The organism is Streptomyces sp. NBC_00353 (assembly GCF_036108815.1).
Classification (GTDB): domain Bacteria; phylum Actinomycetota; class Actinomycetes; order Streptomycetales; family Streptomycetaceae; genus Streptomyces.
The window spans coordinates 2,869,885-2,894,378 of sequence record NZ_CP107985.1 but is presented as its reverse complement, the minus strand read 5'-3'; the positions used below and the strand labels follow the sequence as shown (position 1 = coordinate 2,894,378).

At 68.7% G+C, this 24,494-nt stretch carries 25 protein-coding genes and 5 pseudogenes; 22 read left to right on the top strand and 8 right to left on the bottom strand.

The features are described from left to right. Position 1 precedes the first annotated feature (1 nt). Entirely contained in the window at positions 2 to 1,132 is a 1,131-nt protein-coding gene (gene alc / locus OHA88_RS13300; protein ID WP_328625680.1) for an allantoicase, read from the top strand. A gap of 106 nt (positions 1,133 to 1,238) precedes the next feature. Beyond that, positions 1,239 to 1,568, top strand: a complete 330-nt coding sequence (locus tag OHA88_RS13295; protein ID WP_326626148.1) for a putative quinol monooxygenase — start codon at positions 1,239 to 1,241, stop codon at positions 1,566 to 1,568. Positions 1,569 to 1,633: 65 nt separating this feature from the next. Here the strand turns inward: OHA88_RS13295 and OHA88_RS13290 are convergent, their stop codons facing one another. Continuing rightward, entirely contained in the window at positions 1,634 to 2,464 is an 831-nt protein-coding gene (locus OHA88_RS13290; protein WP_328625679.1) for an aldo/keto reductase, read from the bottom strand. A gap of 214 nt (positions 2,465 to 2,678) precedes the next feature. Here OHA88_RS13290 and OHA88_RS13285 point away from each other — a divergent pair, with 214 nt between their 5' ends. Further along, positions 2,679 to 3,602, top strand: a complete 924-nt coding sequence (locus tag OHA88_RS13285; RefSeq protein ID WP_328629674.1) for a DMT family transporter — start codon at positions 2,679 to 2,681, stop codon at positions 3,600 to 3,602. An 81-nt stretch (positions 3,603 to 3,683) separates the two neighbouring features. Here OHA88_RS13285 and OHA88_RS13280 read toward each other — a convergent pair. Together OHA88_RS13280 and OHA88_RS13275 are read right to left on the bottom strand one after the other, a co-directional pair. Further along, a pseudogene (locus OHA88_RS13280) lies at positions 3,684 to 3,806 on the bottom strand (transposase); the annotation flags it as partial. Between the two features lie 202 nt (positions 3,807 to 4,008). Next, positions 4,009 to 4,545, bottom strand: coding sequence for a hypothetical protein (locus OHA88_RS13275; RefSeq protein WP_328625678.1), 537 nt, complete (start codon positions 4,543 to 4,545; stop codon positions 4,009 to 4,011). 1,061 nt (positions 4,546 to 5,606) lie between these two features. Here OHA88_RS13275 and OHA88_RS13270 point away from each other — a divergent pair. From OHA88_RS13270 to OHA88_RS13260, 3 genes and pseudogenes are all read left to right on the top strand, one after another. Beyond that, a complete protein-coding gene (locus tag OHA88_RS13270; protein ID WP_328625677.1) occupies positions 5,607 to 6,362 on the top strand; it encodes a transposase family protein in 756 nt (251 codons plus the stop codon). Between the two features lie 16 nt (positions 6,363 to 6,378). After that, on the top strand, positions 6,379 to 6,771 hold the full coding sequence (locus OHA88_RS13265) for a hypothetical protein (protein ID WP_328624032.1): 393 nt from the start codon (positions 6,379 to 6,381) through the stop codon (positions 6,769 to 6,771). Between the two features lie 99 nt (positions 6,772 to 6,870). Beyond that, positions 6,871 to 7,009: pseudogene (locus OHA88_RS13260) on the top strand (IS5/IS1182 family transposase); the annotation flags it as partial. Positions 7,010 to 7,897: 888 nt separating this feature from the next. Here OHA88_RS13260 and OHA88_RS13255 read toward each other — a convergent pair. Continuing rightward, positions 7,898 to 8,041, bottom strand: a pseudogene (locus OHA88_RS13255) (NUDIX hydrolase); the annotation flags it as partial. A 45-nt stretch (positions 8,042 to 8,086) separates the two neighbouring features. On the opposite strand from OHA88_RS13255, the gene OHA88_RS13250 reads away from it, so the two are divergent. The 5 genes from OHA88_RS13250 (at position 8,087) to OHA88_RS13230 (ending at position 11,617) form a co-directional block, all read left to right on the top strand. Further along, positions 8,087 to 8,293: an amidase family protein gene (locus tag OHA88_RS13250; protein WP_328625676.1), complete on the top strand. Its 207-nt coding sequence runs from the start codon at positions 8,087 to 8,089 to the stop codon at positions 8,291 to 8,293. Positions 8,294 to 8,584: 291 nt separating this feature from the next. Beyond that, a complete protein-coding gene (locus OHA88_RS13245) occupies positions 8,585 to 9,121 on the top strand; it encodes a DUF302 domain-containing protein (RefSeq protein WP_328625675.1) in 537 nt (178 codons plus the stop codon). A 634-nt stretch (positions 9,122 to 9,755) separates the two neighbouring features. After that, positions 9,756 to 9,878, top strand: coding sequence for a hypothetical protein (locus OHA88_RS13240; RefSeq protein WP_328625674.1), 123 nt, complete (start codon positions 9,756 to 9,758; stop codon positions 9,876 to 9,878). A gap of 90 nt (positions 9,879 to 9,968) precedes the next feature. Then, positions 9,969 to 10,154, top strand: coding sequence for a hypothetical protein (locus tag OHA88_RS13235; RefSeq protein WP_328625673.1), 186 nt, complete (start codon positions 9,969 to 9,971; stop codon positions 10,152 to 10,154). A 1,019-nt stretch (positions 10,155 to 11,173) separates the two neighbouring features. Beyond that, the gene (locus tag OHA88_RS13230) at positions 11,174 to 11,617 is read left to right on the top strand and encodes a HEAT repeat domain-containing protein (RefSeq protein WP_328625672.1); all 444 of its coding nucleotides are present in this window, start codon (positions 11,174 to 11,176) and stop codon (positions 11,615 to 11,617) included. Between the two features lie 8 nt (positions 11,618 to 11,625). On the opposite strand, the pseudogene OHA88_RS13225 reads toward OHA88_RS13230, so the two are convergent. Continuing rightward, a pseudogene (locus OHA88_RS13225) lies at positions 11,626 to 11,829 on the bottom strand (IS481 family transposase); the annotation flags it as partial. A 131-nt stretch (positions 11,830 to 11,960) separates the two neighbouring features. Between OHA88_RS13225 and OHA88_RS13220 the strand changes: the two are divergent. Then, a pseudogene (locus OHA88_RS13220) lies at positions 11,961 to 12,221 on the top strand (zinc ribbon domain-containing protein); the annotation flags it as partial. A gap of 15 nt (positions 12,222 to 12,236) precedes the next feature. On the opposite strand, the gene OHA88_RS13215 reads toward OHA88_RS13220, so the two are convergent. Then, on the bottom strand, positions 12,237 to 12,440 hold the full coding sequence (locus OHA88_RS13215) for a hypothetical protein (protein ID WP_328625671.1): 204 nt from the start codon (positions 12,438 to 12,440) through the stop codon (positions 12,237 to 12,239). Between the two features lie 168 nt (positions 12,441 to 12,608). Here OHA88_RS13215 and OHA88_RS13210 point away from each other — a divergent pair, with 168 nt between their 5' ends. The 4 genes from OHA88_RS13210 (at position 12,609) to OHA88_RS13195 (ending at position 16,213) form a co-directional block, all read left to right on the top strand. Next, positions 12,609 to 13,835 (top strand): sensor histidine kinase, encoded by a 1,227-nt coding sequence (locus OHA88_RS13210; RefSeq protein WP_328625670.1) that lies wholly within the window; start codon positions 12,609 to 12,611, stop codon positions 13,833 to 13,835. Then, the gene (locus tag OHA88_RS13205) at positions 13,832 to 14,551 is read left to right on the top strand and encodes a response regulator transcription factor (protein WP_328625669.1); all 720 of its coding nucleotides are present in this window, start codon (positions 13,832 to 13,834) and stop codon (positions 14,549 to 14,551) included. The genes OHA88_RS13210 and OHA88_RS13205 overlap by 4 nt, the downstream gene beginning before the upstream one ends. Before the next feature lie 122 nt (positions 14,552 to 14,673). Further along, positions 14,674 to 15,780, top strand: coding sequence for a cytochrome P450 family protein (locus OHA88_RS13200; protein WP_326634004.1), 1,107 nt, complete (start codon positions 14,674 to 14,676; stop codon positions 15,778 to 15,780). 16 nt (positions 15,781 to 15,796) lie between these two features. Further along, a complete protein-coding gene (locus OHA88_RS13195; RefSeq protein ID WP_328625668.1) occupies positions 15,797 to 16,213 on the top strand; it encodes a PaaI family thioesterase in 417 nt (138 codons plus the stop codon). A 15-nt stretch (positions 16,214 to 16,228) separates the two neighbouring features. Here the strand turns inward: OHA88_RS13195 and OHA88_RS13190 are convergent, their stop codons facing one another. Then, on the bottom strand, positions 16,229 to 17,233 hold the full coding sequence (locus OHA88_RS13190) for a Gfo/Idh/MocA family protein (RefSeq protein WP_328625667.1): 1,005 nt from the start codon (positions 17,231 to 17,233) through the stop codon (positions 16,229 to 16,231). Between the two features lie 375 nt (positions 17,234 to 17,608). Here OHA88_RS13190 and OHA88_RS13185 point away from each other — a divergent pair, with 375 nt between their 5' ends. Then, on the top strand, positions 17,609 to 18,733 hold the full coding sequence (locus tag OHA88_RS13185) for a peptidoglycan recognition protein family protein (RefSeq protein ID WP_328625666.1): 1,125 nt from the start codon (positions 17,609 to 17,611) through the stop codon (positions 18,731 to 18,733). 101 nt (positions 18,734 to 18,834) lie between these two features. Here OHA88_RS13185 and OHA88_RS13180 read toward each other — a convergent pair whose 3' ends face one another. Next, positions 18,835 to 19,254, bottom strand: a complete 420-nt coding sequence (locus OHA88_RS13180; RefSeq protein ID WP_328625665.1) for a PPOX class F420-dependent oxidoreductase — start codon at positions 19,252 to 19,254, stop codon at positions 18,835 to 18,837. 220 nt (positions 19,255 to 19,474) lie between these two features. Here OHA88_RS13180 and OHA88_RS13175 point away from each other — a divergent pair, with 220 nt between their 5' ends. The 5 genes from OHA88_RS13175 (at position 19,475) to OHA88_RS13155 (ending at position 24,404) form a co-directional block, all read left to right on the top strand. Then, positions 19,475 to 20,233, top strand: coding sequence for a GntR family transcriptional regulator (locus tag OHA88_RS13175; protein ID WP_328625664.1), 759 nt, complete (start codon positions 19,475 to 19,477; stop codon positions 20,231 to 20,233). A gap of 94 nt (positions 20,234 to 20,327) precedes the next feature. Continuing rightward, positions 20,328 to 21,341, top strand: coding sequence for a sugar ABC transporter substrate-binding protein (locus tag OHA88_RS13170; RefSeq protein ID WP_328625663.1), 1,014 nt, complete (start codon positions 20,328 to 20,330; stop codon positions 21,339 to 21,341). Positions 21,342 to 21,505: 164 nt separating this feature from the next. Further along, on the top strand, positions 21,506 to 22,519 hold the full coding sequence (locus OHA88_RS13165) for a sugar ABC transporter substrate-binding protein (protein WP_443044219.1): 1,014 nt from the start codon (positions 21,506 to 21,508) through the stop codon (positions 22,517 to 22,519). After that, the gene (locus OHA88_RS13160) at positions 22,516 to 23,571 is read left to right on the top strand and encodes an ABC transporter permease (protein ID WP_328625661.1); all 1,056 of its coding nucleotides are present in this window, start codon (positions 22,516 to 22,518) and stop codon (positions 23,569 to 23,571) included. The genes OHA88_RS13165 and OHA88_RS13160 overlap by 4 nt, the downstream gene beginning before the upstream one ends. Further along, positions 23,538 to 24,404, top strand: a complete 867-nt coding sequence (locus tag OHA88_RS13155; RefSeq protein WP_443044218.1) for an ATP-binding cassette domain-containing protein — start codon at positions 23,538 to 23,540, stop codon at positions 24,402 to 24,404. Before OHA88_RS13160 ends, OHA88_RS13155 begins: the two co-directional genes overlap by 34 nt. Positions 24,405 to 24,494 lie beyond the last annotated feature (90 nt).

The window sequence follows — 24,494 nt, the reverse complement described above, 5'->3', positions numbered from 1 at the left end:
CATGACGGCGACAGCGCACTTCACCGGCGACGCCGACCCGTACGGCGGCGGCGACCCGTACGCCGACTACCGCACCGCCGACTTCCCCTTCACCCATCTCGTCGACCTCGCCGACCGGCGGCTCGGCGCGGGCGTGATCGCCGCCAACGACGAGTTCTTCGCCGAGCGCGAGAACCTGCTGAAGCCCGGGCCCGCCGAGTTCGACCCGGAGCACTTCGGGCACAAGGGCAAGATCATGGACGGCTGGGAGACGCGCCGCCGCCGTGGCGCCGGCGCCGCGCAGCCGCACCCCACGGACGAGGACCACGACTGGGCGTTGGTGCGGCTCGGCGCGCCCGGCCTCGTACGCGGCATCGTCGTCGACACCGCCCACTTCCGCGGCAACTACCCGCAGGCCGTCTCCGTCGAGGCGGCCTCCGTCCCCGGCTCCCCGTCGCCCGAGGAGCTCCTCGCGCCGGACGTGAAGTGGACAACGCTCGTACCCCGTACGGCCGTTGGCGGCCACGCGGCCAACGGTTTCGCGATCGACGTCGAACAGCGCGTCACCCATCTGCGGGTCAACCAGCACCCCGACGGCGGGATCGCCCGTCTCCGGGTTTACGGAGAGGTCGTCCCGGACCCCGCCTGGCTGGCCGCACTGTCCACCTTCGACCTCGTGGCGCTGGAGAACGGCGGTCAGGTCGAGGACGCCTCCGACCGCTTCTACTCCCCGGCCACCAACACGATCCAGCCCGGCCGCTCCCGGCAGATGGACGACGGCTGGGAGACGCGCCGTCGGCGCGACAAGGGCAACGACTGGATCCGCTACCGGCTCGCCGAGCAGTCGGAGATCCGGGCCGTCGAGATCGATACCGCGTACCTCAAGGGCAACTCGGCCGGCTGGGCGAGCCTTTCGGTGCGGGACGGGGAGAGCGGCGACGGGGACGGCGGGGACTGGGTCGAGCTCCTGCCCCGGACCCGGCTGCAGCCCGACACGAACCACTGCTTCGTCCTGCCGGAGGCGGTACGGGCCACCCATGTCCGGATCGACATCTACCCGGACGGCGGCATCTCGCGGCTGCGGCTGTTCGGCTCACTGACGGCGGAGGGCGCGACGCGACTTGCCGCCCGCCACCGCGAGCTGGGCGGCTGACGAGGACGGGTGACTCCGGCTCCTTCCTGGTGTGCCCGATGCGTTCCGATCCAGGGCCTATGGGACTCTGGGCGGATCGCATGTCCCGAGCAGGAGTCGAGTCGCCATGATCTTCATCGCCGTCAAGTTCACCGTCCGCAGCGCCGAGCGCGACAACTGGCTTCCGGCCGTCGAGCCCTTCACCCTCGCCACTCGTCAGGAACCGGGCAATCTGTTCTTCGAGTGGTCGTACAGCGTCGAGAATCCGGACCAGTTCGTGCTCCTGGAGGCCTTCGCGTCCCCGGAAGCGGGTGAGGCGCATGTGAAGTCCGAGCACTTCGCGGCGGCGATGGAAGGGATGGCGGACCTCGTCGCCCGGACCCCGGAGATCATCAACGTCGAGGTCCCGGGCGACGGTTGGTCCCTGATGGCGGAGCTCACGCCCCGCGGTGAGTGACCCGGGAACCGCGAGGTCCGGCGTGAGATCCCACGGGTGAACCCCGGCCGGTGAGTCGCCGCCGGTCAGAACTCCTCGTGGGACTCCGGGTCTCCGCCGAACCGCCGCCGCGGGCCCGCGGAGATCCGGGCCAGTTCGTCCGCCGTCAGCTCGAAGCCGAACAGATCCAGATTCTCGCGCTGCCGCCCCGGATCGGCGGACTTCGGGATCGGCACCGCACCGAGCTGGGTGTGCCAGCGCAGCACAGCCTGACCGGGTGTCACACCGTGCGCCTCGGCGACGGCGACGATCTCCGGGTCCGCCAGCAGCCGGTGTCCGCGGCCCAGCGGGCTCCAGCTCTCGGTGACGATGCCCTTCGCCTCGTGCACGGCCCGCAGCTCCTCCTGCGGGAAGCGCGGATGCATCTCGATCTGGTTGACGGCGGGCAGCACCCCGGTCTCCTGCTCCAGCCGCTCGACATGGGCCGCGGTGAAGTTGGAGACACCGATCGACCGCACCAGACCGTCCTTGCGGAGCTGGATCATTGCTTTCCAGGTGTCGACGTACAGATCGACCCGGGGCAGCGGCCAGTGGATGAGATACAGGTCCACGTAGTCGAGCCCGAGATTGCGCCGGGACTCCTCGAACGACGCCAGCGTCTTCTCGTATCCGTGGTGCCGGCCCGGGACCTTGGTGGTGACGAAGACGTCCTCGCGCGGCACACCGCTGCGGGCGATCCCGCGGCCGGTGCCGGTCTCGTTGCGGTAGTTGAGCGCGGTGTCGACGAGCCGGTATCCGAGGCCCAGCGCCCCGGCGACGGCCTGCTCGGCCGCGTCGTCGTCCATCGGCCAGGTGCCGAGCCCGACGGCGGGAATGGTGCGACCGTCGTTGAGGGGGCGGGCCGGGGTCTCGATCATGATCTCCCTTTACGTTCGGAAACCTTCCTGGCCAGGGTAGGACGGACAGCGGTGGTCCACCCTTCCGGACGGCCACCGGCGGGAATCGGCTGCCTCGCCCGGCCGGTGAGACAGGTGTTCCCGCAGCCGGGGCCCGCCCGGTACCGTGATCGTTCCGCGTGTGAGCCGGTGAGGTCTCCACATCGTTCCCGCTGTGGAGAATCAGGAGAACCAGGTGTCCGCTGTCGCCCTGCCCGCCCTCGCACCGCCGCGCCGGGCCTGGCTCACCGATCTGCCGGTGCTGCTCGTCGCCGTCGTCTGGGGCGCCAGCTATCTCGCTGCCAAGGGCATCACCACGACGTCCACCGTCGTCGCGGTGCTCGTCCTGCGCTTCGTCATCGTGCTGCCCGTCCTCGCCGTCGCCGGGTGGCGCAGGCTCCGGGCGCTCAGCGCGGCGCAGTGGCGCGGCGCCGGTCTGCTGGGACTGGTCCTCAGCGGGATCTTCCTGGTGGAGACCTACGGCGTCGTGCACACCTCGGCGACCAACGCCGGGCTCATCATCAGCCTCACCATGATCTTCACGCCGCTCGCGGAGGCCGCCGTGACCAGGGTCCGGCCGCGCGGAGCGTTCCTCGCCGCCGCCGCACTGTCCGTCGCGGGTGTCGTGCTGCTGACCCAGGGCGGCGGTTTCACCAGCCCGTCGGTGGGCGATCTGCTGATGCTGGTGGCCGCCCTCGCCCGTACTCTCCATGTGCTGTTGATGGCCCGCATCAAGTCCGTCCGGGCGGCGGACTCGCTGTCGTTGACCACCGTGCAGCTCGGCAGCGCGGTCGCCGTCTTCGCCGTGCTCGCCGCCGTTCCCGGCACCGGGGCGTCGCCTTGGACGGTGGCCGCGGGGTTCGGCGTCCGTGAGTGGGGCGGGCTGCTGTTCCTCTCCGTCTTCTGCACGCTGTTCGCCTTCTTCGTGCAGATGTGGTCGGTACGCCGCACCTCGCCGTCCCGGGTCAGTCTGCTGCTCGGTACGGAACCGCTGTGGGCAGCCGCCGCGGGCATCGCGATCGGCGGTGAACGGCTCTCCGCCCTCGGCGTACTGGGCGCGGTGCTCGTCCTCGCCGGGACCGGCTGGGGCCGCCGTGCGGTGACCCCCGCGGCTCCTTGAGCCGGCTGCCGGAATTGATTGCAGTGCACCGGGCTTCAGCCCGGTGGTGAAGTGATTCTGAGAAGTGCTCTGACCTGCGGGCTAGAGCGGACGGTTCTGCTGCTCGATGTACTGACGGACGATCGAGAGCGGAGCCCCGCCCACCGATCCGGCGAAGTACGAGCCGGACCACAGGCGCTGTGCCCGCCAGTAGTGCCGGACCAGGGCCGTGACCTGGGGCGAAGCGTTGGGCACCACGGCAGGAACGGCCTTTGCCACCGTCTCTCCACCGGAAGACGAAATTCCGGCCATTCGTGAGGTCCGCTAGTCCGAGAGGCGAGGGGAGAGAGGCCGGTTGCTGCCCGTGACCTGTTGCAGCTCATCTGTAGCTGGACAGCCGGGACGCTCGTGCACTGCCTAGTGCCACTCATGCCTCCATGAACCAGTCCGTTCCGCCTCGGAACGTGGGCCACCTGTCTATGAGTTCCTGTACGGGGGAGAGTCTGTCAGGCAGCGGCTCCTCGCGTAGATATGCGCCAAGACACCCAATCGAATCCCCACACACCCACATCCCGTCCATTCGGCGCTCGTCGGGTGTGCGGGTGTCCTCAGGCGGGGAGAGAAGCACGAACGACGCGTTCTCCCTCACCCGGTCTCGCACCCGAGGATCAGGTATTCGTTGAGCCTCCAAGAGGATGGAAGCCACGTGGTCGTGCAGACGGAGACGTCGCTCCTCCGCCTCTTCAGCGGTCAGGTCCCGCGTTGACCGCCTGACGATTCGTTGGATAGCTGACAGCTCGCCGAGGACCCGCTCAACAGCTGCGGTAGCCAGAGCCTGGCGCTGCGCCTCGCGGCCAATCCGTGCCTGGTGTCGCTGCTGGTACACGATCCCAGCGAACGCCACACCCGCACCCAGGAGGGCACTCGCCAGACCGATGACTCCGACGACAACCGACGATTCCATGCACAGAGTCTCGCTGGAGTCGCCGGGTCAGGTTGGCTAAATGCCATGTCGGTCTCAGGTTCGCTACCGAGCGTTGAAGGAAGGCGCCTGCGGCTTGCCGTCCAGCAACCACGTAGGTCGGCCTTTGCCGATGGGCTGCAACACGCCGGGGTGTTGCAGCCGTCTGTAACCGGACCGCCCGGACAGCCCGAGATAGAGTTGCCGGCAACTTTTCGCAGGTCATAGCCCTAATCGGACAGTCGGACAGCTGGGACGCCCACGGTCCAGGACTGTGACGGAGAGGTATCGAGCTCGGCGGAGCATCTCATTCGCATCGCTGCTCAACTGCCATCCGCAGGGTCATGCCAATGCCAGGGCACCTGAGGTGGTGTCCAGGCGTCATCACCTTGCCGATCTAGGACAGGTGGAGCAACGTGCGCTGGAAGCACGGTGCCGTCCACGATTGCCTCCTATGTGAGCTGTACGCATGTAGCCCCTTGCATCAGCGATTTGCCGCTCTCGGTCCCCCTGCCCCATGCCCCGCCACCCGACGTCGAAGACGATCTTCACGAGAGTGCGATAACGCGCCCGGGCCTCGGTATCTCCAATTGAGAGGAGGTCGGTCTGCATGCGGTGACGAACAGAGGACAGCGCCACAGAGCATTGCTCGCGCGCATGGGCGCTCAGCGTTGGCCTCTCCAGCGCAAGGTCCGGCAGCGACGGCAGCCACGCATAGAGAGTCGCGAGTCTCTCCAGGAGCCTCTGGGCGGCTTCAGTAGAGCGTTGCCGTTCCCACTGCTCTTGAACCAGTGCTGCGCTCGCGGCGTGTTGAGAAGCCGCTAGCTCGGCTTGAGCCGTGATCGACTTTGAGGTCTGCCAGCGCGCAACATGCACCGTGATGGCTCCGCCGGCCAGGGTCCCGAGTAATGCGCTTGCCGCCTGATCTGTCAACTCCGCCCAGTGAGCCTTTTCCAACCTGGCTGCGGCGGTGAGGTGTTGGAGGTTGCCAGCTGTACAGAACGACGAAGCTCCTGGTAGACGGGTTCTCGACCAAGATCACCCGTGTCCGTCAGGAGCTTCGCGTGCTTGTCTACCCCTCGTCGATTGATCTGTCCAGCGGCACCCTGCGCTACCTGACCACGCGGCTCCGTGCCCGGCAGCGAGAGATCGGGACCCGGTGGCGACGGCTGCCTGTCGGCCGTCAGGCCCTGCTCGTCCTCGCCCACCTGCGGTGCGGGGACACCTACGCGCGGCTCGCCGCCGGGTTCGGCATCGGCGTCGCGACCGTGTACCGATACATACGTGAGGTGATCGACGTCCTGGCCGCCGCCGCGCCGACCCTGACCGAGGCGATGAAGATCGTACAGGCGAAAGCCTTCGTGATCCTGGACGGCACCCTGCTGCCGATCGACCGGATCGCCGCCGACACCCCGTACTACTCCGGAAAACACAAACGCCACGGCATGAACGTCCAGGTCCTCACCGACCCGTTCGGTCGACTGCTGTGGGCCTCGCCGGCATTGCCCGGATCGACCCATGACCTGACCGCCGCGCGGCGCCACGGCATCATCGACGCGCTCACCGAGGCCGACGTGAAGTGCTGGGCGGACAAGGCTTACCAGGGCGCCGGGCGCCCCGTCCGGGTGCCGTTCAGGGGCCGTCTGCTCAAGCGCTGGAAGCGGCGACACAACAGTACCCACGCCAAGATCCGCTGTCTCGGCGAGCAGGCCATGGCCACCCTGAAGGGCTGGCGCCTCCTGCGAAAGCTCCGCTGCGGCACCAACCGGATCACCGACATTGTGAAGGCCGTCGTCGTCCTTCACCACGCCTCAACCTGAGGTTAGAACAGACTCCATGAGTTTTGACATCTTCGTGTGCCGGTTCGAGAACGGTGAGCCGGCGACGCTGGACATGAGTGCCGCGCACGAGGTCCTTGGCCCCTATGCGGTGCTGCGGGACCCCGAGACGGACTTCCTGCTGGTGAGTACGGCGGAGGGGGAGGAGGCGGGTGTGTACTTCAACAACCCGACCGGCATCACCTTCAACCGCTTCGGAGGGGACGGGATCATGGACCTCCTGGCCGTCCTGCTGCGACGGCTGGGTGCCGTGCTCGTCGTCCCGGGCGGGCCGACCATGATCCAGCAGGACGAGGACCGCGAGCTTCTGCCCGCCTCCCTCAGGGACGAGTGGCCCGTCGTCGTGGCGCGTACCGGCGCGGAGATCGACCGGGCGATCCGGGCTTCCTGAACGAACGGGCGACGGGCCCATCCCCGGTGCGTGTCACCGGGAACGGCCCCGTCGTCTCCGCGCGGGCGCGGCCTCCGGCCAGTACGCATCCGCCACAGCAGCCACGCCAAGATCCGATACATCGGCGAGCAGGCCATGGCCACCTTCAAAAGCTGGCGCCGTCTGCGGAAGCTCCGTTGCAGCACCAACCACCGACATCGTGAAGACCGTTCTCGTCCTTCACCACGCCTCAACCTCAGGTTGGAAAAGGCTCACTCTTACCGCACTGCTTGAGTCAGAGTGTGTTCGGTCCCGGGAGATGCTTGATACTTCGGTCCCAGCTGATGGTTGACAGCGGCTGCGATCAGGTGGTTCAAGTCTGTGATGGTCCTCAGAGAACGTCGATCGCAGGAGGCTGCGCTTCGCGCCGTGACCGTCCAGCAGCCGTGGGCACGCCACTTGGTCTTCGGTAATCTGGACGTGCTGCCTCGTCGCAACGCCACATCCCATCGCGGGCTCGTTCTCATCCACGCGGCGCGCACCGAGGATCACGCGGCCAAGCTGCCAGCGGGAATGCAAGTGAGGCCGACCCTGGATTGGGCGGGCTACCACGGATGGCCACCCGAGGTTTGGCCACGCCACTTCGGCCTGATCTTCGCAGTAGGTCAGCTGGTCGACTGCTTCAAGGTGGGGCCGACGTCATCGGGAGGTGGCTGGCTCTGGGCGTTTACAGGCGTGCGCCCTCTGAGCCAGGGGATACCCGCTCGCGGGCACTCCGGCTTGTGGAAGCCGCACCTCGGCGACGTCCGCGTCATTGAAACAGTTGACTCGTCCTGGTGAGGCCGGCTACTAGGCCAGGCGTCAAACATCACCTGGGATCAAAACGTCGCGCATCAACTGGGACCAGACAGCTTGAGTCAGAGTGCGATCGGCTTGTAGGCCAACGCTCGATCGACGATCCGCTCAGCGCTCAGATCGGGATCGGCGTCCCAGTGGATTTAGTCGCTGACGTGAGGGCATGCGAGTCCGTGCTCCAAGGCGTCAAGGATCTCGTCACCCTCTGCCTCGCTGGCAAGGTCCCCGGTCAAGAGGCGCTGCACAAGGGGCAAGGCTTCCTCGCGGCTCATTCTTCGGCGAGGCTCTGGGGTCACGGCTTCTTTGCGAGTCGGCGGCCGTCGTGACTCCGTACGTGGGGGCCGGCCTCGTCCAGGGCATCGAGCAGGCGGATCGCGTAGACCTCGGACATGCGCTCGGTGATCTGCTCCGGGGTGAGCCAGTCGACCGCGGTTGATCCCACAAGCACCAGCTGGAGGAGTTCACCCTCGGCGGCCAGGCGATGGGCGCTTCCCACGTATCGTCGACGACTGTCCCGTTCAACCTGACGGGACATCCGGCCCTGTCGATGCGATTCGGGACCAGCAGCGACGGCATGCCCATCGGCGTGCAGCTGGCGGCCAACCCGTACGCGGAGTCGACGATCCTGCACATCGCCTTACTCCTGGAGACACTCAGCCCCGCGCGCGACCAGCACCCCGCCCTCTGACAACCGGGAATCGGAACCACACGACGCCGGGGCGCCCATCGCGAGGGTGCCCTGGCGTCGGCCGGGAGCCGCGCCAGCCCCCTCACACTCACCTCCGAGGGAGCACGCGCGCAGGGTAGTGGATACATTGCCACGAATCGCCTTCCGGGCCTGAGAGGCCGCCCCCGCAACGGCGACGGGCCCGCCCGCCGGTCCCCTCACTTACCGACTTGCATGGATATGCCGGGTAGGTCGGCCGCCCGTAGGGTGGGAGAAGCTGTGTTATGAACTGACGACGAGATCGGGGACGCTATGACCCTGACTGCACCGCATACCATGACCCGCCTCCACATTCCGACAGGAATAGGATTCGACGAGTTCCGGCGCCGCTTCGAACAGTCGGCCCCGCTCTTCGATGCCGCCGCCACGGTGCGTATCACTGAGAGGGGCGGCACCTGGGACGACGTGCGGGCCACTATCGCCGCCCAGGCGCCGAATGGCTTGTTGATTTTCCACACCATCGACGCCACTGCGCTGATGGCGGCTGCAGGACACCGGACCAAGGTCGTCGAGTACCTGCTCGGCAATCATGTGACTGCGGAGAAAATGTTCCGGCATGACCATACGGCCCTGCTGTACGCGCCACTGCGGATCCTGATCAGCGGCGATGACTCTGACATGGCGGTCTTCACGATCGACCAGCCCAGCACGGTTTTCGGCGGCATCGGGATTCAGGAAGTCGCCGAGGTGGGTGTCCAGCTCGACCGCGACGTAGCAGGACTTCTCCAGGAAATCGGAGTCGAACCGCCCTCGGAGCTCACCGACTCGGTAGCCTCTTCCTCTTCCTGATTTTCCGACCTGACCGGCTACCCGACGCCCTACTCCCCGCGCGCCGACAATTGGACGCGGGATGGCCGGGACGGCGGAGCCTCGGTGCGTTCGCATGGCGGGGCTCTCTCGTAGACAACAGTGGTGGGGCAGTCCATCGCGAGCCCCACGTAGGCCGTGCGCAGCCCCAAGGGCCGAATCAGGATCGCGCCGCTGCCCGCCTGACACCCGCTTTAGGAGCGAGGTGCGGCGATCGCCAGCCTGAACTGTGGATTTCCCGCCTTGGATGGAGTGGGTGGCCTGGACCCCTGCGCACCGCGATTCCCCTTGGCTCCCCGCCCGTTCTGGCACGAGAGTGGCACGAGCACCGTGCTGGTGACCCTCTCGAAGCGAACTATGGGCGGGACGGTTGTTGAGGTCTGCCGGGCTGGTGAACCGGTCACCGAGCGTTGGTGACGTTCGGCTGTGGTCATGCCGGTTGCTGTACTTCGCTGCTGTACAGCAACTGATTTAGGCGAACGCGTATACGGCCGACGAAAGGATCGGGAGCCGCGTCAATCCGTGGTCAGCGTGTCTGGTGTTCGGGTCCGGAGTGACTCGCAGGAAAAGTCAGAAGCTCCATGATGTGGGTAGCGTGCGCCCATACAGCCTCGTCATGAAGGCTGTGCGTGCCAGTTGCGCGATCAGCCCTCAACCGGTCGGCTATTTCCCGCCCGAGCGCTTCGGCCTGCGCGAGACGGACGTGGCCGGCCAGTCCACGAAGCCACTCTGCCACTAGGCGAACGTAGTACGGGTATGGCCGGGGTTCGTCCTCGAGCGCCGCCGCCAGGACTTTGATCGCAGCAGCCAGGCGGGCGAGAGGCGAGTCGTGGCCGTCCAGGATCAGGCCGAGTTCATTCGCCCTGTGGAGCGCACCATCCGGGGCAGCCATGACGGGCGGCAGCGGGTGGCGAGCGACTGCGGTCAGTTCAAGTACTTGATCGCTCAACCCGAAGCCGACGTGCACGCGCGAGGCGTGGCCGGGGTCGTCAGCGCACACGACAACACGCTGTGAACGACCCTTGACCAGGTAACTCGGTCAGGGGTCGTTCTCGTGCTCGCTGTCCGCCGGTGCCCGTGACTCCCCGTTGTATCCCGACCGAACGGGCACGGGAGGGGCACGGCTCAATCAGAAGGCGCTTCGCCACCAGCGATGCGGCGGATCGCCGTAAGGCACGGCGTCGGGGCGTTTGAGGATCTTCAGATCGAGAGGCTGCACGATGCTGCGGAGCTCCCGTGAGCTCTTCTTGGGGAGAGCGCAGATCGCTAGCTCCAGCAGATCTCGCTCGTCAGCTGGTTCGGGGCAACACGCGGAGACTCCGCATCGGCCACTGAACGGCGAAGGGAGCTCATCTTTTGGTGCCCTTGCGATGGCAGTCCATAGGAAGAGCGCCTGCCCGATCAGGCCTGGTTCGAGCCGGGTCCGCTCCAACCGAATGATCTGCGCTTGAGCTGGACCGGAGAGCCGACCGATCTTCGAGTAGCTGCGATCTGCGGCAAAGTGCCTGTCTTCTGCCCGGAGGCGTGAGGGGCGCCTACGCGGCATGGCCCTTTCGACTGTGAATCATGAACCGCAGTCTGACATACGGCTGGGTCGTGGCGAAGGTCGGCGGAGCGGCTTTGGGCTGGAGCTGCTTTGGGGCGAGTGATCATGGCCCCTTAAGCTTCCGGCGAGTCGGGCAGTCAGTGGACCTGCCCGTTAAAGCACGACGTTGGGGCCGTGATCTTAGAGGCTCGCCCCAAAGTGGCTGCCTAAAGCCGTGGAGCTGACCGCCCCAGCCGCAGAGGGTGTCTCCCACTTCACGCCCGCAGCACGCTAGCGCGCCGCCGGGCGGGGCCGCCGCTGGCGAAGACAGGGCGGCGGCCCCGCCGGCAAGGCGGCGCGCGCCCGCGCCGTGCGCGGGTCTTGATGAAGTAGAGAAACTCTTACCGCGTGGCCTGCTGGGCGTCCTGTCGGGTCTCGGTTGATGCTTGACGGTTCGGCGTCAGGTGATGCTTGACGTCTGACCTAGACATCGTGGCTTACTGGCTGCCATGGCGGACCGTTTCCCTGAGATCACCTCAATGGAGGAGTTCATCCGGCTGCGACAGAGTGAGGACCCGGCGGAGTTCAAGCGCTCGGCGTGGGCAACTCTCCCGCTGCCCGTCTGGTGGGACCTGGTGCGCAACCATCCCGACATGCGTTTTTGGGTTGCGCATAACAGGACGGTGCCGCCGGAGATCCTGGCCGAGCTGATCGAGGATCCGGACTGGCGGGTCCGGGACCGGGTGGCGAGCAAGCGCAACTGTCCGTCTGAGCTGTTGGAACGGTTGGTCGACGATCCGCATGACTCTGTGCGGCGGCTCGTTGCAGGTCATCCACGCTCGCCGCGGTCGGCTGTTGCGCGTTTGGTTGACGACCCGTGGCCGGTCGTTGCGCAGGAGGCGCGTGTTCGGCTGGCCAAGTGGCCGTCCGCAGGGTCGTCCGAGCCTTCCTGACTCGACGATCACACGATCTTCCGGCGGTTGTGTTCGCCGGACTTGCGGACCACTACCTCCTTCCTGGTGACACGCGGGACGGTGGTGATCAGCTCGCCGCTGTGGAAGACCCGGATCGTTTGCTCGTCCAGGTGGGCGGTGACGACCTGGTGGGCATAGCCGCGGCCGAGCTGGACGTGCTGTCCGGCGGCCATGAAGCCGCCGACGCTGCTCGACCACGCTCAACTCCACCAGCACGGCCTCGGCCCTCCCTGCACGCGGATCAGACGTGCACAGCCAAGCCGAGGCAAGCGGTGTCAAGCATCAGGTGAAGCCACAACGTCAAGCATCAACAGAGACAATCGAGCCGACCTCTCAGGTCTGCTGCGTGTGCGGCGTCAAGGACGGCCCCAAGCCCCTGCACGTCCGCGTGTGCGGGCGCAGGGACTGCGGGGCCGTCCTGGACCGGGACATCAACGCGGCGGTCAACGTCGCCAAGGCCGCCGGACTGGCGGTGTCAGCCTGTCGAGCGCAGGTAGGACCGGGACTCGTCCCGGCGCAGCGCGGTGAAGCAGGAACCCACCGAGACGGTCACACGACCGCGGTAGGAATCCCCGGGCGTTAGCTCGGGGAGCGGAAGTCAATCCTTGAGGCGGTCCGCTGCCACCATGACAGCGGCGCCCGTCATCACCAGCACGATGTTGACGAACAGCGCGTACCCACCGAGGAACTCCATTCTCCGCACCACCGCCCAGAGCCGGAACCAGCCCGTCCATTCGTGGAGCAGCCCGGCGACGCCCTGGATGAAGACGATGAAGCCGACCGACTCGCAGAGTTTCTTCATCCCGTGAGCCTCGCGCGTACGTTCCCACCGCCGCGTCGGCCGCCGGTCTGCCCCGCTGCGACTTAAGTCTCCGGTCCGGTGCTACCGAAGTCTCCGGTCCGGCGACTTCGGTGGCCTCCCGCTCCCGTACGGCCGGTACCAGCCCGTCATCTGAGTAGTTTTGTCGATATGACGCGCACGGAGTACCCCTGGCTGCTGCCCTCGGCGATGGCCGATCCCGAGCTGCCCGGTGACCAGGGCCGCAGAGCCCGCCGCACGGTGCGGGACTGGGTCGTCGACATCACCGCCTTCCTCTGCGCGGCGGCGATCGGCGCGGCCGCGGCCGGCGCCATCGACGCCGACCGCACCACCCCCGACGGCGTCGTCTTCATCGACTCGCTGATCGGCGCTGCGGCCTGCTGCGCCCTGTGGACACGGCGGCGGTGGCCGGTCGGCCTCGCCGTGACCCTGACACTGCTCTCCATCGTCGAACCGGTAGCCGCCGGGGCCCTGCTCGTGGCGCTGTTCAGCGTCGCGGTGCACCGGCCGTTCAGACCGGTGGCCGCCGTCGGCGTGCTCGCCCTGGCCGTCGCGCCCGTACAGCCTTATCTGCGCCCCGACCCGGCAACCTCGTTCCTCGCGTCCACGGTCGTCGGCATGCTTCTGGTCCTGCTGGTGCTGAGCTGGGGCATGGTCGTACGGTCCAGACGCCAGCTCGTCGTCACGCTTCGCGAGCGTGCCCGCCGGGCCGAGGCGGAGGCCGGACTCCGTGCCGAACAGGCCCAGCGGCTGGCCCGCGAGGCCATCGCGCGCGAGATGCACGATGTGCTCGCCCACCGGCTGACCCTCCTCAGCGTCCACGCGGGCGCCCTCGAATTCCGCCCCGACGCGCCACCGGCCGAGGTCGGCCGGGCCGCCGGGGTCATCCGGGACAGTGCGCACGAGGCGCTCCAGGACCTCCGCGAGATCATCGGCGTTCTCCGGAGCCCCGGCGACGGCGACAACGGGGACGGCAACCGGCCGCAGCCCACCCTCGCCACCCTGGACGCACTGATCGCCGAATCCCGCCTGGCGGGGATGGAGGTCATCCTCGACAACCGCGTCGCCGACCCGGTCACCGCGCCCGGTGCCACCGGCCGCACCGTCTACCGCATCGCTCAGGAGGGCCTGACCAACGCCCGTAAACACGCCCCCGGCACCGAGGTCACCATCACCGTCACCGGCGGACCGGGCGACGGACTCACCATCGAGGTACGCAACCCGGCACCCGTCGAACCGTTCGAGCGGGTCCCCGGCTCCGGCCAGGGCCTCATCGGTCTGACCGAGCGCGCCACCCTCGCGGGTGGCCGCCTCGACCACGGCCCGGAACCTGACGGCGGATTCGTCGTCCGGGCCTGGCTACCGTGGTCCTCATGACCACCCCCAGGGATCCCGTGGCGCCGCCCGTCCGGCTGCTCATCGTCGACGACGACCCGCTCGTACGGGCCGGGCTGACGCTCATGCTCGGCGGCGTCGACGACATCACCGTCGTGGGGGAGGGTGCGGACGGCTCCGAGGTCGCGGATCTCGTCGACCGGCACCGCCCCGATGTGGTGCTGATGGACATCAGGATGCCGACCATGGACGGGCTGACCGCGACCGAGGCACTGCGCAGCAGACCCGACGCGCCCGAGGTCGTCGTCCTCACCACGTTCCACGCCGACGAGCAGGTGCTGCGGGCCATCCGCGCCGGAGCCGCAGGATTTGTCCTGAAGGACACCCCGCCCGCGCGGATCGTCGACTCGGTGCGGCGGGTCGCGGCCGGTGACCCCGTGCTGTCCCCCGCCGTCACCCGGCAGCTCATGGCTCGTGCCGCGGGCGGCGCCGACAGCCGGCCGGCCCGGGCCGAACGGGCCCGGCAGCGGATCGCCTCCCTCGCCGAGCGGGAGCGCGAGGTCGCGGTCGCCGTCGGGCGAGGCCGGTCCAACGCGGAGATCGCCGCGACCCTGTATCTCAGCGTGGCCACCGTCAAGACCCATGTGTCGCGCATTCTCGCGAGGTTCGGCTTCAACAACCGCGTTCAGATTGCGCTGTTGGTGCACGACGCGGGTCTGCTCGACGAGGAGGGCGACTCCACCGGCGACGTAGGGTGATGGGGGTCGATCCGAGCAGATCGACCGAACCGGCCGGGAGGGGGCGGACCGTGTCCGCAGTGGACGTCGATCTTCGCGGGATCCAGGACTTCACCGCGAATCCGTATCCGTACTACGCGAAGATGCGCGCCGAGGGACCGGTGCACACCATCCGTACCGACGACTTCGAGCGGGTCTGGCTGATCGTCGGTTACGAGGAGGGCCGCGCGGCCCTCGCCGACCAGCGGCTCGGCAAGGACTGGCGGACGACGCCGTACGCGACGGGCGCGGGCGATCCGATCAACGCCAACATGCTGGAGATGGACGCGCCCCACCACACCCGGCTGCGCAAGCTCGTCGCCCGCGAGTTCACCGCCCGCAGGATCGAGTCGCTGCGGCCGCGGGTCCAGCAGATCACCGGCGAACTCCTCGACGCGATGGTGCCCGCCGGGCAAGGAGACCTCGTCGACGCGCTCGCCTTCCCGCTGCCCATGACGGTCATCTGCGAGCTGATCGGTGTGCCGGACCTGGACCGCAACGAGTTCCGCCGGCTGTCGAACGGCATCGTCGCCCCGAAGACGGCGCAGGAGGAGGGCGAGGCGGTCCGCTCGATGGGCGCCTATCTGGTCGAGCTCATCGAGGACAAGCGGTGCTCGCCCGGCGACGACCTGCTGAGTGCGCTGATCCGGGCGCGCGACGAGGAGGGCGACGGACTGTCGTCCGACGAACTCGTCGGGATGGCCTTCCTGCTGCTCGTCGCCGGTCATGAGACCACCGTCAACCTGATCTCCAACGGGGTACGCGCACTGCTCGCCCACCCCGATCAACTGGCCGCACTCCGCGCCGATTTCGGCTTGATCGACGGTGCGGTCGAGGAGATGCTCCGGTACGACGGGCCGGTGGAGACCGCCACCTTCCGCTTCACCCGTGAACCGGTCAGGATCGGCTCCCGGGTCATTCCGGCAGGCGAAGCGGTCCTGATCGCCCTGGCCGGAGCCGACCGCGACCCCGCCCGCTATCCGGAACCGGACCGGTTCGACATCCGCCGCGACACCCAGGGGCATCTGGCGTTCGGGCACGGCATCCACTTCTGCATGGGGGCGCCGCTGGCCCGTATGGAGGGCCGGATCGCGATCCGCGCGCTGCTGGAGCGGTGCCCGGATCTCGAACTCGCCCCGGACACCGGGGAGCTCGACTGGCTGCCGGGGATGCTGATCCGGGGGGTGCGACGGCTGCCGGTGCGCTGGTGAGGTAGGAAAGCGTGTCATGACCGGACTTGATTTGCAGATGGCACAGAAGGTCCTTGACAGCCAGCCTTTCAGCCGGCTCGTCGGGGCACGGATCACCGCTTTCGGGGATGGTGCGGCCGCCCTCGAAGTGGACATCCGTCCGGAACTCCAGCAGCAGAACGGCTTTGTGCACGGCGGGGTGCTGTCCTACGCCGCCGACAACTCGATCACGTTCGCCGCCGGGACGACCCTCGGACCGGCCGTACTCACCGGCGGCTTCTCGATCCAGTACATCCGGCCCGCCACCGGCCGCACCCTGATCGCCCGCGCCATCGTCGTCCACACCGGCCGCCGCCGGGCCGTCGTCCGCTGTGATCTGTTCGCCGCCACGGACGACGGCACGGAAACCCTGTGTGCGGTCGCCCAGGGGACCGTGCTCTCCGCCCGGAACTGAAGGGGAAGTTCCACCTCAGTCGGCCGGGATCTCCGCCACTGTCACCGGCCGGTGCTCGCGCCGGGACAGCTCGCACGCCTCCGCGATCCGCAGTGCGTGCAGAGCTTCCCGGCCGTCGCACGGGTTGGCCGCCTCGCCCCGCACCACCCGTACGAACGCGTCCAGTTCCGCCTCGTACGCCGGGGCGAACCGCTCCAGGAACCCCGGCCAGGGCTTGGCCGGGGCGGCGGGGCCCTGTGGCTCCACCGACGTCAGCGGGGTGCGCTCGTCGAGACCGACCGCGATCTGGCCGAGCTCGCCCGCCAGCTCCATCCGTACGTCGTACCCGGCGCCGTTGCACCGGGTCGCCGTCGCGGTGGCCAGCGTGGCGTCGTCGAGGGTCAGCAGGGCCGCCGCCGTGTCGACGTCGCCCGCCGCACGGAACATCGCGGGCCCGGCATCCGATCCGGTGGCGTACACCTCCACCACCTCACGGCCCGTCACCCATCGCAGGATGTCGAAGTCGTGGACCAGACAGTCCCGGAACAGACCGCCGGAGTGCGGCAGATACGCGGCGGGCGGCGGCGCCGGATCTGAGGTCACCGCCCGTACGGTGTGCAGCCTGCCCAGTGCCCCGCCCCGCACGGCGGTGCGCGCCGCAGCGTACCCGGCGTCGAACCGGCGCATGAAGCCCAGCTGGAGCACGCTCCCGGCCCGCTCGACCTCGCGCAGTGCGCTCAGCGTCCCCGCAGGGTCCAGTGCGATCGGCTTCTCGCAGAACGCGGGCAGCCCCGCACGCGCGGCCGTCCCGATCAGCTCCGCGTGCGCCGACGTGGCCGAGGCGATCACGACGGCGTCCACCCCCGCGCGCAGCACTTCGGCCACGGACCCGGCTGCTGCAGCGCCCGTCCGAGCGGCGACCGCGGCCGCCCTTGCCCCGTCGGTGTCCGTCACCACCAGCGTGTCCACCGCGGGGTGGCGGGCCAGCACACCCGCATGGAAGGAACCGATCCGGCCGGTGCCGATGAGTCCGATACGCATGGTCCCAACGTGCCGCCCACCGGCTGCGCTGTCAACTATATGTCCTGACAAACGAGAGCGTGTTCGCTGCCTCGGGCCGTGGGCGGCAGGGCTCCCGCGCACCGTCTCTGACGGCTCGTTGTTCAGCGCCCGGCCCTCCGGCGACGTGGTCATGTCCAGGTGGCCTGACGGACCGTCACATCGTCGTGAATGCCGCGGGTTCGGAAAGGAGAGGGTGCGGCGACCGGTGACTTGCTCCCATTCGCCCCGTCCTGCCCCCGCGGGACTCGTAACGATCTTCGGAAAGACTGGTTTTGCGTGTGTGGGCCACATAATCTCCCGTTGCCGTCGGCAGCCGGAAGAGGCTGCCGTGACCCCTGGGGGGACTGCATGTCCATGCGCGAGCACGAAGTCGACCGCCGTACGCTGTTCAGATTCGGCCTCGGGGGAGCGGTCGCCGCGGTCGTCGGCACCGAACTGGCGCTCCCCGCCGCGGCCCAGGCGGCGCCCTCGGCGGAATTCCCCTGGATCATCGACTGCGACAGCTGGGGCGCCAGGCCGCCGGCCGGCACCATCCAGATCACCGGCAACACCACCAACAAGATCATCCTGCACCACATGGCGTTCCCGAACGTCACCGACTACTCGCGCGAGCACGCCGTCCAGCTGGCCAAGGACTGCCAGGACCTGCACATGGACACCAACGGCTGGGCGGACACCGGCCAGCACTTCACCGTGAGCCGGGGCGGCTACGTCCTGGAGGGCCGTCACCGGAGCCTGGAGACCCTGGAAGCCGGGGAGCACCAGGTGACCGCCGCCCACTGTCCCGGCGAGAACGGCAATGCGATCGGGATCGAGAACGAGGGCACCTACATCACGGAGACCCCTCCCGAGGCCCTCCTCGACTCGCTGGTCGAGCTGTGCACCGCCGTGTGCCGCAAGTTCGACCTGAACGCCTGGGACGTCTTCGGCCACTGGGACTTCCGCGACACCGACTGCCCGGGCATCGCCTTCTACGCGCAGTTCCCGATGATCCGCTCGCGCGTCCTCAAGGCGCTGGGCACACCGGTCGGCGCGATACCGGAGCGCCGGTGGCCGGACATCTGGCGGTTCGTCGGCGGCCCCGTCGTCAAGGTGGCGCAGTACCTGCTCGCCGACCTCGGATACGAACTGGCCGCCGACGGCGTCTTCGGCCAGGACATGAACCCGGTCGTGAACGACTTCCAGGCGAGGAACGGCATTCCGGTCGACCCGGACTGCACCTTCGACCGTGCCACCTGGGAGGCGCTCGTACCCACCCTCGGCAAGCACGCCACCGGCCTGCCCGTCGTGGCCCTTCAGGAGATGCTCGTCCGCAAGGGATACGCCGATGCCGCACCGACGGGCACGTACGACAACGCGACCATGAAAGCCGTCCAGGACCTTCAGCGACTGCACGGCCTCGTTCCCGACGGCAAGGTCGGGACGAGCACGTGGTGCGCCGTCGTCGGCGGCTCGGTACGGCAGGCGTTCCGGGTCTGAACCGGTCCGCGGCAGCCGACCGGCACGTGTGCGAAGGCCCGCGGGCCTTCGCTTCCCGGCCGGCCGGCCGGCCGCGGCGGGGCCGGTGCCCCGGCGGGTGGTCAGCCCGGTTGGCTGTTGTCCTTGAGGGTGCCCCAGCCGTGCCAGCGGTCGATCTCGATCCAGGCGCTCACCCGGTCGCGGTCCCGCATGGGGTAGTCGTTGCCCATGTACTGGCGGGCCAGCTTGTCGATGTCGGCGAGGCCCTCGTCCGGGCGTGTCTCGGCGACGCGGCCGATGACGCTGATGTGCGTGTACCAGCCCGCCCCGTCCAGCACGGTGAGAGTGACGCGCGGGTCGTTGCGGATGTGTTCCAGCCGCTTGCGCCCCTCGTCCATGTTCACCAGGATCCGGCCGTCGTCCCAGAGGTACCAGGTCGGGGTGGACACCGGCTGGCCGTCCGGGCGGAGCGTGGTGATGACGGCCGGGTTCGCCTTCTTCAGCATGGCCACGGCTTCGTCCGGCAACGGTGGCTTGGACATCTGCTCTCCCTCACGTCGACGCGTCGTACGGCACCGGTGGCGCGCCCCCTGAGCACCCCACCCGCAGACTACGATCACCCCGCCCAGGTCGCCCGCCGACCCGCCCGCGACCGGGTGGCCCCCGACCCGTCGCATCTTCTGGGCAGCGGGTTGTCAGGACAACCGGACAACGGGACGACCTGACTACCGGTGGTCCTGACATGAGGGCTACGCTCCTGCCGTGCCCAAACCCGTCGCCGACCCCGTCGCCCTCGAACTCGGTGTGGACCGCAGCAGCCCGGTCCCGCTCTACTACCAGCTGTCCCAGCAGTTGGAGGCGGCGATCGAGCAGGGCCGGCTCGCCCCCGGCAGTCTTCTCGGCAACGAGATCGAGCTCGCGGCCCGGCTCGGCCTGTCGCGGCCCACCGTCCGCCAGGCCATTCAGTCGCTCGTCGACAAGGGCCTGATGGTCCGTCGCCGCGGGGTGGGCACCCAGGTCGTCCACAGCCAGGTCAAGCGGCCCCTCGAACTGAGCAGCCTGTACGACGATCTGGAGGCGGCCGGCCAGCGCCCCGCCACCCGGGTCCTGGGCAACCGGATCGAGCCCGCCACTGCCAGGATCGCCGCCGCCCTCGGTGTCCCGGAAGGCACCGACGTCCACCTCGTGGAGCGGCTGCGGTCCGCGCACGACGAACCGATGGCCCTGCTGCGCAACCACGTGCCGGCCGGCCTGGTCGACCTGGGCACCGAACGACTGGAGGCCACCGGTCTCTACCGGATCATGCGGGCCGCCGGCATCACCCTGCACAGCGCGCGCCAGAGCGTCGGCGCCCGCCTCGCCACGGCCGAGGAGGCCGCCCAGCTCGCCGAGCCCGAGGGCGCGCCGCTGCTGACGATGGAGCGCACCACGTACGACGACACCGGGCGGGCGGTCGAATTCGCCTCCCATGTCTACCGGGCCTCGCGCTACGCCTTCGACTTCCAGCTCCTCGTACGCTGACGTGCGCTCCGGCGGCCCCGTTGACGACGCCGACGCACCCCGCTAGAACTCCCCAAGCCGCACTCGGGCGGCCGGGAGAGAAGGCGGACCCACCATGCGTACCCCTCGCAGGACAGCAACCCTGATCGCCATATGCACCATCGGCCTCGCGGTCACCGCCTTAACCGGATGCAGCAGCTCCGGCGGCAAGAGCTCGGAGGACAAGTCCGGGAGCGGCAGCGGGCAGGGCGTCGAGGGCGTCTCCACACCCCGGATGAAGATCGCCATGGTCACGCACGCGGGGGAGGGCGACACCTTCTGGGACATCGTCCGCAGCGGTGCGAAGCAGGCCGCGGCCAAGGACAACGTCGAGTTCCTGTACTCCGCCGACAAGGAGGGCAAGGAGCAGGCCCAGCTCGTCCAGGCCGCCATCGACCAGAAGGTCGACGGCATCGTCGTCACGCTCGCCAAACCGGAAGCCGTCAAGGAGGTCGTCGCCAAGGCGGTGAAGGCCGGTATCCCCGTCGTCACGATCAACTCGGGCGCGCAGTTCTCCGCGGAGGTCGGCGCGCTCGGCCACATCGGACAGGACGAGAAGGTCGCCGGTGAGGCCGTCGGCGAGGAACTCAACAAGCGCGGCCGCAAGAAGGCCGTCTGCGTCATCCACGAGCAGGGCAATGTGTCGCTCGAGGAGCGGTGCGCCGGGGTGAAGAAGACGTTCAAGGGCGCGGTCGAGAACCTCAACGTCGAGGGCACCAACATGCCCGCCTCCACCTCGTCCATCGAGGCGAAGCTCCAGGCCGACCACGGCATCGACACGATCGTCACCCTCGGCGCGCCGTTCGCCGCCGCCTCCGTCAAGGCCAAGGAGGGCTCCGGCTCCAAGGCCGAGGTCGACACATTCGATCTGAACGCCGAGGTCGTCAAAAGCCTCAAGGCCGCGGAGGTCGGCTTCGCCGTCGACCAGCAGCCGTACCTCCAGGGCTATCTCGCCGTCGACGAACTGTGGCTCAACAAGACCAACGGCAATGTCATCGGCGGCGGCAAACCGGTGCTCACCGGCCCGGCGATCGTCACCGCCGACGACGTCCCGCAGCTGGAGGAGTACACCGCGCGCGGCACCCGATGACCGCCGCACGCGCCACCGCTCACACCCCCTTCCGACACACACGCCCCGCCCCTGCCGGGCGGCGCCGACCCGGGCTCGGGGATACTTGGCCAGCCGGACCGGGAGGCAATACCCCCAGGCGGCACCAAGCGGTACAGCGAGCAGCACAAGAAGGGCACGGCGTCGTGGCAAGGGTTCGGACAGGGGTACGTGCGATGGGTGCCGTGCTGGCGGCGGTGCTCGGGGCATCCCTCGTGGGATGCAGCAGCACCGGTGGCAAGCGGGCGGAGGAGCGCGCGGCCCGGGCCGCCGCCGAGGGCCGGTCCGCGGTGAACACACCCCGCTGGACCTTCACCATGGTCACGCACTCGGGCGACGGCGACACCTTCTGGGACATCGTCCAGCGGGGCGCCGAGCAGGCGGCCGTCAAGGACAACATCAAGTTCCTGTACTCGCACAACGACGAGGCACAGCAGCAGGCCCAGCTCGTCCAGGCCGCGATCGACCAGAAGATCGACGGGCTGATCGTCTCGCTCGCCAAGCCCGACGCGATGAAGGAAGTCGTCGCCAAGGCCACCAGGGCCGGGATCCCGGTGATCACGGTGAACTCGGGCTCCGCGGAGTCCAAGGCGTTCGGCGCGCTCACCCACATCGGCCAGGACGAGTCCATCGCCGGCGAGGCCGTCGGCGACGAGCTCAACGCGCGCGGCCGCAAGAAGGCCCTGTGCATCCTGCACGAGCAGGGCAACGTCGGCCACGAGCAGCGCTGCGCCGGGGCGAAGAAGGCGTTCGACGGGCAGATGCAGAACCTGTACGTCGAGGGCACCAACATGCCCGACGTCCAGGCGTCCATCGAGGCGAAGCTCCAGGCGGACAAGAGCATCGACGCGGTCGTCACGCTCGGCGCGCCGTTCGCGGACGCCGCCGTGAAGGCGAAGCGGACCGCGGGTTCCAAGGCCGAGATCGACACGTTCGACCTGAACGCGAAGGTCGCCACCGCGCTGCAGGACAAGACCCTGGGCTTCGCCGTCGACCAGCAGCCGTACCTCCAGGGGTACGAGGCCGTCGACCTGCTCTGGCTCTACCGCTACAACCGCAATGTGCTCGGTGGTGGGCGCCCCGTCCTCACCGGCCCGCAGATCATCACCTCGAAGGACGCCGCCGAGCTGGCGGAGTACACGAAGCGGGGGACCCGATGACCACGACGGAGCAACCACCGGCCCCGGCGGCCGGATCCGACGAGCGGCTGCTGCACACCTCGGCGCTGCGCAGGCTGCTCGGCCGTCCCGAACTCGGTTCGGTCGTTGGCGCCGCGGCCGTCTTCATCTTCTTCTCGATCGTCGCCGACAGCTTCCTGCGCGCCTCCAGCTTCGGCACGGTGCTGTACGCGGCGTCCACCATCGGGATCATGGCGGCGCCGGTGGCGCTGCTGATGATCGGCGGTGAGTTCGACCTGTCCGCCGGTGTCATGGTCACCAGTTCCGCACTGGTCTCGTCGATGTTCAGCTACCAGATGACGGCCAACGTCTGGGTCGGCGTCTTCGTGTCGCTGCTGGTGACGCTGGCCGTCGGCGCGTTCAACGGGCTCATGCTGACGCGCACCAAACTGCCGAGCTTCATCATCACGCTCGGTACGTTCCTGATGCTGACCGGTCTCAATCTCGGCTTCACCAAGCTGATCAGCGGAACCGTGTCGACGAAGTCCATCGCCGACATGGAGGGCTTCGACTCGGCCCGCAAGGTCTTCGCCTCGCAGTGGACCGTCGGCGGGGTCGAGCTCAAGATCACCATTCTCTGGTGGGCGGTGCTCGTCGCGGTCGCCACCTGGATCCTGCTCCGTACCCGCTTCGGCAACTGGATCTTCGCGGTGGGCGGCGAGGCCGACGCGGCCCGCGCCGTCGGTGTCCCGGTGATCCGCACCAAGGTCGGGCTCTACCTCGGGGTCGCCTTCGCCGCCTGGGTCTCCGGGCAGCACCTGCTGTTCTCGTTCGATGTGGTGCAGTCCGGCGAGGGCGTCGGCAACGAGCTGACGTACATCATCGCGGCCGTCATCGGCGGCTGTCTGATCACCGGCGGCTACGGCTCCGCGATCGGCTCGGCGATCGGCGCTTTCATCTTCGGCATGACCAGCAAGGGCATCGTGTACGCGGAGTGGAACCCGGACTGGTTCAAGTTCTTCCTCGGAGCCATGCTGCTCCTGGCCACCCTGCTCAACGCATGGGTACGCAAGCGCGCGGAGGCGACGAAATGACGACCGCGGCCCCCCGGGCGCTGATCGAGCTGGACCACGTCAGCAAGTTCTACGGGAACATCAAGGCGCTCCAGGACGTCTCGCTGGAGGTCCACGCGGGCGAGATCTCCTGCGTCCTCGGCGACAACGGCGCCGGCAAGTCCACCCTCATCAAGATCATCGCAGGGCTGCACCGGCACGACGCAGGCCGGTTCCTGGTCGACGGCGAGGAGACCGCTCTGGCCAACCCGCGCGAGGCCCTGGACCGGGGCATCGCCACGGTCTACCAGGACCTGGCCGTCGTTCCGCTGATGCCCGTCTGGCGAAACTTCTTCCTCGGCTCCGAGCCGACGACGGGCGTCGGCCCGTTCAAGCGGCTCGACGTCCGGATGATGCGCGAGACGACCCGCTCCGAACTGCTGCGCATGGGCATCGACCTGCGCGACGTCGACCAGCCGATCGGCACCCTGTCCGGCGGCGAGCGCCAGTGCGTCGCCATCGCGCGGGCCGTCTACTTCGGCGCCAAGGTCCTCGTCCTGGACGAGCCCACCGCGGCGCTCGGCGTCAAGCAGTCCGGGGTCGTGCTCAAGTACGTGGCGGCCGCCCGGGACGCCGGGCTCGGCGTGGTTCTCATCACGCACAACCCGCACCACGCCTATCTGGTCGGCGACCGGTTCGTGCTGCTCAAGCGGGGCGCCATGTCCGGCAGCCACACCAAGGGCTCCATCACCCTGGACGAGCTGACCCGCCAGATGGCCGGTGGCAGCGAGCTCGAGGAGCTCAGCCACGAGCTCGAGCGGGCCCCCTCGCCGACCCACCTGGGCGGCCATCCGGTCACCGGCGACACCCCGTAGGAGAGGGCGCGGGCGGGGCGCCGCGGACCCCGACCGCCCGCCCCGACGCTCCGGCAGTGGCAGAATCGAGCCCGACGGGCGCCGTCCGCC